Origin of the sequence: Mesotoga prima MesG1.Ag.4.2 (assembly GCF_000147715.2) — a bacterium.
Lineage (GTDB): Bacteria > Thermotogota > Thermotogae > Petrotogales > Kosmotogaceae > Mesotoga > Mesotoga prima.
The window spans coordinates 2,373,434-2,387,379 of sequence record NC_017934.1 but is presented as its reverse complement, the minus strand read 5'-3'; the positions used below and the strand labels follow the sequence as shown (position 1 = coordinate 2,387,379).

At 46.2% G+C, this 13,946-nt stretch carries 11 protein-coding genes; 6 read left to right on the top strand and 5 right to left on the bottom strand.

Annotated features, from left to right (window positions below; genetic code table 11):
- Positions 1-5: 5 nt before the first annotated feature.
- The 6 genes from THEBA_RS11125 to THEBA_RS11095 all read left to right on the top strand — a co-directional run bounded on the left by THEBA_RS11125 (position 6) and on the right by THEBA_RS11095 (position 9,537).
- Positions 6-1,421 carry an endo-1,4-beta-xylanase gene (locus THEBA_RS11125; RefSeq protein ID WP_014731622.1) on the top strand — a complete coding sequence of 472 codons (1,416 nt, stop codon included), beginning with the start codon at positions 6-8 and terminating at the stop codon, positions 1,419-1,421.
- 16 nt (positions 1,422-1,437) lie between these two features.
- Positions 1,438-3,384 (top strand): alpha-L-arabinofuranosidase C-terminal domain-containing protein, encoded by a 1,947-nt coding sequence (locus tag THEBA_RS11120; protein ID WP_014731621.1) that lies wholly within the window; start codon positions 1,438-1,440, stop codon positions 3,382-3,384.
- Between the two features lie 29 nt (positions 3,385-3,413).
- Positions 3,414-4,898, top strand: coding sequence for an alpha-N-arabinofuranosidase (locus tag THEBA_RS11115; protein WP_014731620.1), 1,485 nt, complete (start codon positions 3,414-3,416; stop codon positions 4,896-4,898).
- Between the two features lie 104 nt (positions 4,899-5,002).
- Positions 5,003-6,526: an FGGY-family carbohydrate kinase gene (locus THEBA_RS11110; RefSeq protein WP_014731619.1), complete on the top strand. Its 1,524-nt coding sequence runs from the start codon at positions 5,003-5,005 to the stop codon at positions 6,524-6,526.
- 764 nt (positions 6,527-7,290) lie between these two features.
- Positions 7,291-8,796, top strand: a complete 1,506-nt coding sequence (araA, locus tag THEBA_RS11100) for an L-arabinose isomerase (RefSeq protein WP_041928474.1) — start codon at positions 7,291-7,293, stop codon at positions 8,794-8,796.
- A 51-nt stretch (positions 8,797-8,847) separates the two neighbouring features.
- A complete protein-coding gene (locus THEBA_RS11095; protein WP_014731617.1) occupies positions 8,848-9,537 on the top strand; it encodes an L-ribulose-5-phosphate 4-epimerase in 690 nt (229 codons plus the stop codon).
- Between the two features lie 136 nt (positions 9,538-9,673).
- Here THEBA_RS11095 and THEBA_RS11090 read toward each other — a convergent pair whose 3' ends face one another.
- The 5 genes from THEBA_RS11090 to THEBA_RS11070 are packed head-to-tail and all read right to left on the bottom strand — an operon-like array spanning position 9,674 to position 13,938.
- Positions 9,674-10,291: a metal-dependent hydrolase gene (locus tag THEBA_RS11090; RefSeq protein WP_236609259.1), complete on the bottom strand. Its 618-nt coding sequence runs from the start codon at positions 10,289-10,291 to the stop codon at positions 9,674-9,676.
- Positions 10,275-10,781, bottom strand: a complete 507-nt coding sequence (locus THEBA_RS11085; protein WP_014731615.1) for a hypothetical protein — start codon at positions 10,779-10,781, stop codon at positions 10,275-10,277. Before THEBA_RS11085 ends, THEBA_RS11090 begins: the two co-directional genes overlap by 17 nt.
- 10 nt (positions 10,782-10,791) lie before the next feature.
- Positions 10,792-11,661 carry a DUF4895 domain-containing protein gene (locus THEBA_RS11080; RefSeq protein WP_014731614.1) on the bottom strand — a complete coding sequence of 290 codons (870 nt, stop codon included), beginning with the start codon at positions 11,659-11,661 and terminating at the stop codon, positions 10,792-10,794.
- On the bottom strand, positions 11,658-12,851 hold the full coding sequence (locus tag THEBA_RS11075; protein WP_014731613.1) for a vWA domain-containing protein: 1,194 nt from the start codon (positions 12,849-12,851) through the stop codon (positions 11,658-11,660). The genes THEBA_RS11080 and THEBA_RS11075 overlap by 4 nt, the downstream gene beginning before the upstream one ends.
- A complete protein-coding gene (locus THEBA_RS11070) occupies positions 12,841-13,938 on the bottom strand; it encodes an AAA family ATPase (RefSeq protein ID WP_014731612.1) in 1,098 nt (365 codons plus the stop codon). Before THEBA_RS11070 ends, THEBA_RS11075 begins: the two co-directional genes overlap by 11 nt.
- Positions 13,939-13,946 lie beyond the last annotated feature (8 nt).

Here is a 13,946-nt window from a genome sequence, read left to right as displayed (position 1 = left end):
ATATTATGTCAGGAATTAAGAAGTATTTTCGGAAAACCGAAGGAGAGAGTTTTGGAACACCCCTTAAGAGATACTTTGTCTTGATTCTTGGCCTGCTGTTTCTTAGTCTATGTTTTGGAGGTAGTGTTTTGCCTATCGACATCGACATTAGTGCTTTCGAAGAGAGAATAGAAGCCAATAGAAAGGTGCCCATTAAGATAGAGATCGTGGATGAGAATGGGCATCCTGTTAGCGATGCACACGTATCGGTAAGGCAGATTAATCACGAATTCTTCTTTGGAAATGCCCCTGAGTATCTGATTTATGCCTACGCTTGGACAAGCTACAACCGTGGCAGAAGGTTTGGAATCAAGCCCTTGCCTGAAGAGGATTTAGAGGTATATAAAAGGTTATACCTCGATCTCTTCAATTTTGCCACTCTTCCATCTTTCTACTGGAAGGACTACGAACCTACACAAGGCAGAATCCGGCTAGACGAAGCTTCAAAGAAGATAGCCGAATGGCTTAATGAAAATGGAGTGCCTGTTAAGGGCCATACTCTGGTTTGGGGCAACCCCCCAAGTGTAGGTGTTCCTGCGTGGATAGAAGTTAAGGGGAAGGTTGGCCAGTGGGCAGAGGTGAGAGAGGCCCTTTTCTTCAGAGTTGAGAGAGAAGTAGAAGAGTTCAAAGATTTGGTGCAGTACTGGGATGTTGTGAACGAACCTATTGTTCAAAGCTGGTTCGATGCTCTTGGTCCCGATTACATTGCAGAATCGTTTAGGATTGTTAAAGAGACTGACCCAGATGCCATAACGGTTCTTAACGAGTACGGGGTACTTGTCAACGAGCGGACAAGAAAAGCTTTCATTTCCAGAGCTCAACAACTGATAGGTGACGGTGTCCCTATAGACGTAATAGGAGCCGAAGCACATATCTTCACCGCTCAAGATCTATTAAGCCAGCTGCAATCACTGGAAAGTATCTATCTTGCTATAGATGAACTGGCTCAGCTCGGCAAGCCAATTCACATTTCTGAATTTCAAATCCCTCTTCCCGCGGTTATCGATGCCTTCGATGTCTCCATAACTGAGGCCGAAGAGATACAGGCGGAGATCGCAAAGATCTTTTACACGGTGTTTTTCAGTCATCCCGCAGTAGAGGTAATTGCCTACTGGAATTTCTACCGTGCTTGGCAGTCCGGAAGCGGATTTCTTCGTGACGACCTGTCAGAAAAACCAATGTTCTACGAGCTGATGAAACTCATCCATGGAGATTGGAAGACCTCATTTGAAGCAGAATTAGACTCGTCTGGAGAATTGTGTTTCAGCGGGTTCTCAGGAGAATACGACATCACGGTAGCATTTGAGAACTTCTCCGAGACGGTATCGATAAACGTAAAGAAGAACGAGAACAATCAATTCACGCTCGTTCTTGGACAATGATCGAGGGGGTAATCGGATGAGATCAACGACGATAATCCTCACTCTGGTCTTTCTTGCTGTTTCACTTTCCACATCCGCTCTAGCGAATCCCGACCATGTCTTGACGGTAGACCCAAGCAGTTTGGGCCCAGAAGTTAGCTCTCTTCTGTACGGGATATTCTTCGAGGACATAAATCATGCTGTAGACGGTGGCCTGTATGCAGAAATGATAAGAAATCGATCTTTCGAGCATCAGGATCCTGTCGAAGGCTGGTTTGCGGTCTTTGAATCCGATTGCAAGGCTACCTTTTCGATTGAGACTGATCGGCCTCTCAACAAGAATAACACCAAGTATCTGAGCTTCGAAATTCAATCTGACGACAAGCTGATATCCCTTTCAAATGATGGCTACGACGGTATACCTCTTAAAAAGGGCGAACGCTACTTGTTCTCGGTATTTGTTCGAAGCGACGAAGAGTATAACGGTGAAATCAAGGTTATGCTGGCCAATGCTAAAGGTGAACCTGAGGCCGAAAAAAACCTGGGAACGGCATTTAGCTCTGAATGGGAGAAATACTCGGTGGAATTGCAACCTAACGAAGGCCTGGATGATGGAAGACTCATCATAACGATGAAGGGCTCCGGTAAGATCTCTTTTGATATGGTATCCCTCTTCCCCGAAGAGAACTGGAACGGCATGAGGATCGATCTGCTTGAGATGCTGGAAGAGCTGAAGCCCGCTTTCGTCAGATTTCCTGGCGGTTGTCTTGTCGAAGGCGATAGTCTCGAAAATGCCTACAGATGGAAGGATACAATAGGTCCAATTGAAGAAAGAAAGACCAACTATAATCTTTGGGGCTATCATCAGTCGTATGGAATCGGATTCTACGAGTATCTGCTTCTTTCAGAGCACCTTGGAGCCGAACCTATTCCGATCTTCAACGCCGGTATGTCATGCCAAGTTAGGGGTGCCGAATACTGTCCAATGGACGAAATGGATGAGTGGGTTCGAAATGTTCTCGACTTCATAGAGTTCGCTAACGGGCCATCCGATTCTTTGTGGGGCTCGAAGCGTTCCGAGCTCGGCCATCCAGAACCCTTCAATATCAAATACATAGGCATTGGAAACGAGAACTGGGGAACGGAGTATCACGATCGCTTCCCGTTGTTCAGACAAGCTGTCAAGGAGAAATATCCTGAAATTACTATTATTTTCAGCGGTCCTCCTTCATATGAAGGAGCTTCGTTCAATCGTGCATGGAGATGGGCAAGAAGCAATGGTATCGAGATCCTTGATGAGCATATGTATGCAGTTCCGGAATGGATGCTAAGAAATACAGACAGATATGACAAATATGACAGATCTGGTCCGAAGGTGATGCTTGGAGAGTACGCAGCCCACGCGGCCGGCACCAGAAACACTCTTCAAGCAGCGATAGCAGAAGCAGCACTAATGACCGGCCTCGAGCGGAATTCCGACATCGTAATAATGGCCGCTTACGCACCTCTGTTCAACAGAGAGGGCTGGTCACAGTGGACTCCAGACCTCATCTGGTTCGACAATACTCGAGTATACGGAACACCCAGTTATCACGTTCAGAAGCTGTTCAACGATAACACTGGCAATGTGATTATCTCCTCGTCACTGACCGATGAAGACATAGAGATAATCGGTTACTGGTTCAAGTCGCTGTATCATGTCTGCAGTTACGATTTTGAAAGCAAAGAACTGATTATAAAAATCGTGAATCCCTGGCCCGAAGAAAAGAAACTCAGAATTGAGATCGGCGAAGAGGTTCAGGTAACCGGGAAGGCAGAGATGATCTCCATTACCTCCGACAACATCTTTGACGAAAACACATTCCAGAATCCAGATAAAGTACGACCGAAAACGGTGGGAATGTCCAACCTATCCAACGAATTTACACTAACCTTTTCCGGGAATTCGGTAACGGTATTAAGACTGGAGACGACTGGTCTCTAGCACCATATAAATACGAGGGAGGGATTAAGATGCAGACATCAGTGAAAGTGTGGCCGAGAAAGCTTGGGAAGATAAACGAAATGATCTATGGTCACTTTACCGAGCATCTTGGAAGATGTATCTACGATGGAATCTATAACGAAAAATCTCCTAAGTCCGATTCGCGGGGTTTCAGAAAAGACATTGTGGAAGCTATAAAGAGAATCAAGTGCCCAATTCTTAGATGGCCCGGCGGTAACTTCGTGTCTGCCTATCACTGGGAAGACGGGATCGGCCCTCTCGAGAAGCGTCCCCAGCTCCCGAACTACATTTGGGGAGGTGTGGAATCAAACAGATTCGGTACAGATGAGTTCATACAGTACTGCAGAGAGATTGACACCGAGCCTTACCTAGCAGTCAGTTTGGGAACCGCTACTCTCGACGAGGCGATCTCCTGGCTAGAATACTGTAATCTGGACACCCCTACGAAGTACTCCAGAATGAGGAAAGAAAACGGTCACCCAGAACCTTACGGTGTAAAGTATTGGGGAATCGGGAACGAAGTATACGGACCGTGGCAGGTGGGTCATTGCAGTGCGGCTGAATACGCCGAGAAACTTCGTCAGTACACCCAGTTCATGAAGGGCGTAGATCGATCAATAAAGGTGATAGCAGTCGGTGCAGACGACCCCAACTGGGATCTGACGGTTTTGAAACACGCGGGGCATTTGATAGATTACATCTCGATCCACGAATATCACGGGTCCGATGATTATCTTGGAACAGTAGCCTCCGTCTACTATTGCGAACAGAGACTGAGACTACTCGAAGCGCTGATAAAGCACCTGCGCCTCGATCATGTGAAGATTTCTTTTGACGAGTGGAACGTATGGTACAAGATAAGCGCGGAAAAGGAAGGCATGGACAAGGGCATCGTTCTACTTGAAGAACCCTATGCCCTGAAGGACGGCCTCTTTGCGGCGGGAATCTTTGTGGTCATGCATAGAATGGCCGATACCGTGCAAATGGCCAATCTTGCTCAGATGGTAAACGCTCTGGGCATGATAAAAACGAAGGGAGATGAAATGGTTCTCACTCCCATTTACCATGCTTTCGACCTCTTCGTTAATCACACCGGTAGAACTAGACTAAACATGGCGGTAGACTGCGATACCTACGACATCAATACGAGAACCTTCGTTGAGGGACGAAACAGCTTCAAGCTGAACGGCGTACCTTATGTTGACGGGTCGGCAACCTATGACGAAGAGAAACAAGTTCTAAGCGTCGCGCTAATTAACTACTACCAAAGGGAAGAGGAAGTACGTCTGGATCTATCGGGAATCGAGGTCAAGAAGAGGGCGGTTCTAAATGTGCTGACCGGTTCCGCTCCCGATGAGATGAACGATTTTGACAATCCAGATCGAATAAGAGTTCAAAAAAAGGTGTTAGATAACTGTTCTACGGAGATGTTCCTTAAACTCGATCCGATGTCGGCAAATGTAATCGAGTTCTCGCTGGAAAGTGGTCTGTAAGACCCTGGAAGGAAGGCGAAGTGTTCGGTTCCGGCGAACCTGGATTGGATGAGATACAATCTTGGTTAAGGCATGAAAATGACGAAATCTAGAAGGTGATATGTATGTACTTAATCGGATGTGACATTGGAACTCAGGGGACGAAGAGCGTACTGGTGAATGAAAGAGGAGAGGTCCTCTTAGAAGCTCAAAGGGAGTACGACGTAATAAAGCCAGGTTCAAATTGGGCCGAGCAATGGCCAGATGTCTGGGCAAAGGCCGCTTTCGACACAATAAGGGAAGTTGCTGAAAAAGCGGATGTTACAAAGAAGGAAATCGCCGGATTAGCTATCAGTGGCCTTTACGGTGGATCCGGCATTCCCGTTGATAGAGAGATGAAGCCACTACATCCATGCCTGATCTGGATGGATCGACGGGCGACCGCTCAGACAAGCTGGGTGAAGGAAAACATTCCTGAGGAGAAAATCTTCTCAATAACGGGAAACTATGTAGATTCTTATTACGGCTTCACAAAAATCATGTGGCTCAGAGACAACAGACCGGAAGTCTGGAAAAAGACTTATGAATTTGTGACGCCGAAAGACTATGTGGTTTATCTGCTTACGGGTGAAGACGCGATCGATTATTCCTCTGCAGGAAATATTGGAGGCGTCTTCGATATAAGGAAATTGACGTGGTCCAGGGAGATGTGCGAAGCTCTGGGAATACCAATGGAACTTCTTCCAGAAAGAATCGTGAAGTCTAGCGATATCGTTGGCAGAGTAACTGCCGAAAGCTCGAAGTTGTGTGGTCTGCTCGAAGGAACTCCAGTCGTTTCAGGGGGCATAGATGCGCCGGTTGCCCAGCTTTCCGCAGGAGCACTCGAAGAGGGTGAACATGTTGCGATGGTAGGGACTTCTACGTGCTGGGGGACGGTCCACGATGGAAAGGAAATGCCGTTTGGTCTGGTCAGTTTTCCATATGTGGTTCACGATACCGAAAGAATCTACTCTTTTGGAGGCTCGGCAACCACGGGAGCTCTTGCAAAATGGTTCAAGGATGAATTCGCAGACAGCGAAGAGTCTGTCGGAAAAAGAACTGGAACGTCTCCTTACCAGTTGCTGGATAGGGAAGTTGAAAAGATTCCAGCCGGAAGCGATGGACTAATAGTCCTCCCGTATTTCATGGGTGAGCGTTCTCCGATTTGGGATCCTTTTGCCAAGGGGGTTTTCTTTGGAGTGACTCTTGTTCACACAAGAGCGCATATGTACAAGGCTCTCATGGAAGGTGCTGCATACGCACTGAGGCACAACATGGAAAATGGAATCAAGGCTGGATTGAAACTTGACGATGAATGCTGGATAGTCGGCGGAGTGGCCAAATCTACGGTTTGGAACAAGATCTTTGCCGATATTACGGGATATAAGATGAGACAGGTATCCAGTCTCGTTGAGGCGCCTTTCGGTGACGCATTCCTCGCAGGCCTTGGAGTTGGGCTCATAGATAAACCCGAAAGAATCAAAGACTGGGTCAAATTCAGAGATCCGATTAGCCCCGACCCAAACCATAGGGAGATCTACGAGAAACAGTATTCTCTTTTCCGGGAGCTGTACGAGAAAACCAAGGAGACTATGTGGAAGATGGTCTAAGCGGTGAGAATGTATACCAGCAATAAGAGTTGAGACGGGAAACGATCTTTTGAGGAAACTTGAAGCTCGAAGTAAGTAGCTGAAAGTCATCGGCCGATGCACAGAAGGCTTTTTAGAGAGGTCGTTATCGATTTATCGCTGAATGGTCTCCGTCTAGCTGGTCGAAGAGCTTAAAAGATACTCTGGATCCGTTTGTTCGGAACTGTTAAGTTCTCATTTAGCGCACTAAGACATTGAAAAGTTTAAGACGGCCGAGTTCGATGAAGCCTATTGACTCAAGGTAAGGAGACTAGCTTCATGTTAGATTCGTGGAATTTCACGGGCCAAGCATGAGCTTCATATAGTTTTTCGCCTCATGCGATTGACAAATCAAAATGTTCGAAACCTCTCCTGATTTTCTAAGGTAAGTGGGAGCAGATGTGCATGAGATTTGTTCGTGTCAGCTCCTAGAACACTAGAAGAAATGGAAATCATGAATCTCCTAGACAGATTCGAGGACCTGGTTCCAAAGCCAGGTGAGGGAGTTATGAGACGGCTTGATTGATTTCGGAAACAAAGCGTCGGCTGAGTTAAGAGGTGCAGAATCATTCATGCTTGACGAAACTAAATCCATAGGTTACGACAAAGCAATGAAATCTCGAAAGCCATCAATATATTTTGGTCTCAAGCGCTCCAAAAATCTACCGTTATTTGTAGCCTTAAAGCTTCAATGCTTTTTGGATAAACATGGGTGACCAATCTCTTTGCGAAAAGGAGGACTGATTATCATCAGCACAGATAGCCTTGAAGTTTGGTTTTTGACGGGAAGCCAAGAGCTATATGGTAAAGAAGTTTTAAGAAAGGTCGAAGAGAACTCTAAAAAGCTAGTGAACGCTCTCAATGAGAAGATAACTGCCCCAGCAAAAATCATGTGGAAACCCGTGCTAAAAGATGCAATTCAGATAAAAGCAACAATTGATGAAGCGAACTCCAACAACAAATGCATCGGTTTGATCGCATGGATGCATACGTTTTCACCGGCGAAGATGTGGATCGCCGGTCTGAAATCCGTTGACAAACCCTTTCTTCATCTCCATACCCAGTTCGAACAGAAGATACCGTGGGATACCATCGATATGGATTACATGAATACGAACCAATCTGCTCACGGGGGAAGGGAGTTCGGATTCATCTCCACAAGGCTAGAACTGAAGCGCAAGGTAATTGCCGGACACTGGACGGACAAGGCTGTCATTGCAAAGCTTGAAGACTGGCTTAGGGCGGCTCTAGGCTGGAATGAAGCACATAGACTCAAGGTCGCAAGATTGGGAGACAATATGCGGGACGTTGCCGTTACCGAAGGAAACAAGGTAGACGCCCAGATCGACTTCGGTTACGAAATCCATGGCTTTGCGGTCGGAGATTACATAGAAGGATACTTCAAGAAAGTGAAAAAAAGCGAAGCAGAGGAACTAGTTAAGGAATACTTGAAAGAGTATCCCGTTGTGAAATCGACGGTCTCTGAAGAAGAATTTCAGGCTTCAGTTCGCGAAGCCGCAAGGATAGAAATCTCTTTGAGAAGGTTTCTGGAAGATGGTGGCTTCAAGGCGTTCACAACTACATTTGAAGATCTTCACGGAATGAAACAGCTTCCGGGGATAGCAGTCCAAAGACTTATGAGGGACGGTTACGGCTTCGGAGGAGAGGGAGACTGGAAATCGGCTGCCCTTGTAAGAATCATGAAGGTAATGGCCGAAGGCATCGATAAAGGAACATCATTTATCGAAGACTACGTATATCACTTTGAACCGGGAAACGTGAAGGAGTTAGGGGCACACATGCTCGAGGTATGTGAATCGATAGCCGACGGTACTCCTTCTTTAGAAGTCCATCCTCTATCGATAGGAGGTAAGGAACCTCCGACAAGGCTAGTGTTCAATGCGAAAGCGGGACCCGCTGTTCAGGCCTGTATCGTCGAATTCGGAGATAGATTCAGAATGATCGTAAATGAGCTGGATGTTGTTAAGCAGGAGGTAGCGATGCCCAAACTGCCTGTAGCAAGGGCCCTATGGATTCCGAAACCTGATTTATCAACTGCCGCAACAGCCTGGATTCTGGCCGGTGGGGCACATCATTCAAGCATGAGTTACACGGTCACCACAGAACAGCTTGAAGATCTTTGTGAGATGTTCGGGATTGAAATCGTCGTGATAGATGAAAATACAGACATTAGGGAGTTCAAAAAGGAACTTAGATACAATGAAATATACTACAAACTGAAGAAGCTTTGACCTTAGCTCTGTCATGGAAATTGCTCACGCTGAATGTGAAAGGAAGAGAATATGCTGAATAAGCTTAAGGAGGAAGTCTACAAGGCTAATATCGCTATCTGTGAGTCTGGACTGGTAAAGCTTACCTGGGGAAATGCCAGCGCAATATCTAGAGAAGAAGGTCTAGTTGTTATTAAACCCAGTGGGGTAGACTATTCCGTACTTTCGCCGGACGACATGGTGGTTGTCGATCTCGAAGAAAGAGTAGTGGAAGGTCGCCTTAAACCTTCTTCAGATACACCGACTCACATCTTTCTCTACAGATCCTTCCGTGAAATAGGCGGAATAGTTCACACTCATTCAACCTGGGCAACAGCTTGGGCGCAGGCTTGTAGGAGTATTCCATGCTTTGGTACGACCCATGCAGACCACTTCTACAAAGAAGTGCCCTGCACGAGATTTCTGAAAGCTGAAGAAGTCGAAAACGATTACGAACTAAATACGGGTAAGATAATAGGAGAGACCTTTTCCACTAGAGATTACCAAAGAACTCCCGGAGTGCTGGTAGCCGGTCACGCACCTTTTACCTGGGGAAAAGATGTGAAGGATGCCGTTAAGAACAGCATAATTCTAGAGGAAATTGCAAAGATGGCATGCCTGACGCTTTTGATCAAAGGGGAAACGCAAGTGCTTCCTGAGTATATAATGAACAAACACTATTTCCGGAAGCACGGCAAAGATGCTTATTACGGGCAGAAATAGAACTGAAGAAGGCAGTCCTACTCCAGAAAGAACTGATAGAACGACTCGATAAAGAGGGCTTTAAACTGCCCCTGTTCGATAATTAAGTAAAGACAATCTTTGGCAGCATCGGAAATTTCTCGGGAACAGGCGGAAGTTACAGAATGGTATTACTCTCTTGCCCGGGGTCGGATCTTCGTGTTCTTTTGACCCCGTGGATTTTATCAAGAAGCAGATGTAGACAGTAGCCGCTTGAACCGGCTATACCCAGAAAGATTGTCTCCGTATGATTCATTGAACCGCCAAACGATTCCAGTTTGAAAATCACAACACTTTCGATTACCAGCCCATATAGAAGACTTCCCCATACTGTATGAAAGAAGCCTCTGTGACTGAGAAGGTTTGTCAGTTTGGATACAACCAGTCCGGAAATAATGGCAAGTGAAAAGGAAAGCGTAACTGCCACGGGCAGTGAAGGAAGCCTGGAAAGCAGGAATGGCTGAACCCTGGGCGAAATTATGGAAATGTAAAGAGCAGAAGCAACAAAGCTTGCGATTAGTATTTCGATAATTCTCTTTATCAACGCGCTTTTCGAATCTATGTCGGGCAGATCGCTTCCAAGGACATAGAGAAGGTACCCAGAACCTATCAAGCTACTATCCTGAAGCTGTTGGACTGGCAAGAGCTCGATAGCACTCAGTGAAAGCAAGGTGAATATCGGGTAGGAAGCGATACCCCAGTATATGTGTGTCTTAAAGTCAGCCATCTTCCTCACTGCCAAACTTCGTCCCCCGACTCGAAATATCGACATAGAGAAGCACATCTTTCAGCGATATACTCATACCGCATTCTACTTCGTCGGGAACGGGTTCATTCAAATCGACCGGATATAGAGATGTCCGATTGCATAGAGAGAGGTTGACTCTTGAGAAACGTTTGTACAAAGCCGTTATTTCCTCCTCCTCGACATTGAGCCCAACGGTCGCCGTTATGCCCGACATAAAGAGATACTCAAGATCATCGAGATCAATCTTCACTGAATCTGAGCTGAGTCTCCCTTCTGATGGAGTACAGAAAAGAATGAGCTCTCTCGAAAGATTGTAAAACGGTGTACCTTCCAGTCTCTCGTACGTTCTATATTTGTCGACAGTAGTTTCATCTGCAAGAAGAACTTGACCAGTATATTCGATCAAGTCTCCGGCCTTCAACTTTCGAATATTCTTTATCGATATCGGATAGAACATTTTAAGCGTTTGCCTTGCCAAATCACACCACCTATTTGCTCAGCGGAAAATCAGTATGAATGAATCTCAACATGCTTTCTATCGTTTCAGATATGAATTTCGAGTAGTATTTGTAGAATGCTTCAAGCCTTTCGTATACTGGCTTTGAGTCTACTAGATCTATCTCGAAAACAGTTGCAACCGGTCTCGAGATATTCATGTCGGGAGTTACACTCGAGTTTCTGAGAACGTCACACTGTTTTGTTACCTCGATCCTGAACAACCTTGAAAGCTCCATAGTTATAGAACGGTCGATGTTTTCATTTATCTTTGGTAGACCAAAGGCGATTTTTAGAATGTTTTGAAAGGGAAAAACAAGGACTTCTCCGTCGTCGAACTCAATCCACTTTCTATAATTTTCTCTGCAAATAGAGAACAGCGTATCATCGATAACTTCCGACAGCCTGAAGTAATCCTTTCCGCGCAGGGAGTCCTTCAGAATCTCTTTACGTAGAAGCCTTTCATTACCATAATAAGCAAGGAAGTAAAGCTTCAAAGGACTTTGAAAGATCGCTCGATGGTATGTCAGTTCCGTTTCGTCCCCAAAGAAACTGGCGAATGCTTCCATGAACGGGTTCTCGACTTCGTTTGGGAACCGGTACAAGGCGCTTGCTGTCTCAAATGGGGATGAGTTTGAAAGACCCACATAACCTCTGCCTTCGCTGTCCACAAAGACCGAAAGAACGGGAGCGTTCCTTTTTGAAGTCTGAACTACCAGTGTCATGAAGTGGCCAAAAGCATTGTCCAGTCGATCAGAGTGGTCTCCGACAAGTTTTGCCCACGAGGCGAAGCTGTCTTCAACTCCTTCGTAGACTCTCCTGAGAATTTCCCTGTAGCTTTCGGGGCCGGAATAGTAAGTCACTTAAGAAACACCACCGACGAACGTCCGTATATTGATTTTGCTTCTTCAGCAAAATCTGAATTGTGGCTCTTTGGTAGAACGAACAATACTCTTCTCGAAACTGTAGGCAAATCCGTGAACCCGTCGGTGAAGAGGAGGAGACCTTCAGGTCTCAGCTTTTCCTGAGCGTAATCGACGGCCGGCTGAAGATCAGTTTCCCCTCTTCCCATGAGCTTAAGGTCTCTCCACATTCCCTTTCCATATTTCATCACGCTCTGAACCGTCTCATCAACCTGCACCAGCCAGACCCTGGAATCTGTAACTCTTGTAACTTCGTCTATCTCACTGAAGAAAGAGTTGAACTCCTCTTCGATAATGCTGCCACTGGTATCGACCACTACTACCAGCTTTGCCGCATAGTCGTTTCTCCATCCCGGTTGATCATCATATCTTCGGTTGGGCCTCATCGGAGTTCTGTACCTTCCAACCTGCATGGAGGAACCAAAGAAACGTCGAATCATATTTCTCCAGTCCAGAACGGGATTGTCGAGAACCAGCTTCATAACTCCCTCGAGACCTTCTGGCATGCCGGTCTTGGCCTTTTCCATAGTCTCAGAGATCACCTGCTTCAGTAGATCCTCTACAAACTCCTTGGGAAGCTCGAACTTGCCAAAGTCCTCATGTGAATCCGGCCTGGAGATATTTGAATCCAGTAGTTCGAGATCAATGGTCTTGTTCTTCTTCATGAAGTCAAGTCCCCAGTCGTGATAGAACTCTGCCGTCATTCCCGGATACTGCATTGGAGGTCCGACGAAAAACCTCTCGTTGTCGGTCCCGCAGCCTTCTTTCAAAATCGAATCCATTGGGAGGCTGAACGCATCGAGTTCCCGTATGAACTGATTCACGGCCGCGTCCATCGACAGATCCCACAGCATTTTTTCTCTGGACTTGCTTACCGGTATCAGTATGTGACCATTTACTATGTGGAGACACTCATGTTTTAGTAATGCCTTTGTGAAAGCCAGAGGTTTATTTCGAAGAGTATCTGGATTGTATAGGAGCTGAAACCTTCCTCTTGAACTCACTCGTAGTTTCAACGTTCTGACTGCAACCGAGGGGATTCTATCTATGAATAGGAGGAGAAAATTGTAGAAAGGACTGTCTTTTCCCAATTCAAAGACTGCCCGTTCCATCAATTCCTCATTTATCATCCTTTTCGCTCCTCTGAAGGAATTTCAGAACATCGTGATCCATTGCCAGTTCCTCAAGAAGATTCTCATAAAAAGCCCGTTTCAGTCCCTTCTCTCCTTCTACCTGATGAACAATGTGCCTTATCACCGAGAAGAATGAGTCTTTTGGAATCACTTTCCCAATTCTGAGAAGATTACCGGCGATTAGCGGAACGTTCTGAAAGTATTCCTGAACTTGCAAATCATCTAGCTCAGAAAGATGCTTCGTAACACGGAGCACCGAGGCACTGGTCCATGAGATGTCCCCCTCCGAAAGCCTCCCTAGAATGTTCTCGTCAAGATCAAGAAGGAGAGCTCTTGGAGAAGGGAGAAGTTCGCTACCTTGAATCTTGCTCATGAAAGTCCTGGCCGCCTCGGGACCAACAATGCCGGCAGCTATTACATAACCGTATCTCTCGATCTCTTCGCTTGAAAGGTCTGCGAATACTCTTCCAAGCTTATACCAGCTACGGGGGCTCGGCCTCAGCTCGAGACGCATCGAAACTATTGTATCCCTCGAAAGAAACTCCGGATACTCCCTGATAAAATTCGTCACGTTGCTTGGCATTCCCTGAATTTCAGCCCATTTAAGCCACTCATCGGGATCTGGAGTGAGCTCTATGTGGAAGAACCTCGACATGAAGGCGGGGTCAGTTATTAGCTCTACCTGATCGTATTCCTCATCCGGCGGGTTAGCCGCTGCCATTATCCAGCTTCCTTCCGGAAGAAAGTGATTGTGTATTCTTCTATCTATTAAGAGCTGCATTATTGCATTTCTTATCGATCTGTGAGCTCTGTTCACTTCATCTATCATCAATATGACATTTCCTTCGGTTGGCCACCAGTCGGGCCTTAAGAACAGTGTCCGCTCTCCATCCCTTGAAGGCATTCCGATGAGATCACCGGGCTCCATCTGTGAAATCACTAGAATTATCAGTTCTCTGCCCGTCTCGGATGCGATCTCCCTAGCGAGATCTGTCTTTCCCACCCCAAAGTGGCCCCAGAGAAGCGGGATCTCTCCAGACTCCATAATTATTTTACTCAAGTGTTTTGCATCTTGAACCTTCAAGCGTATCC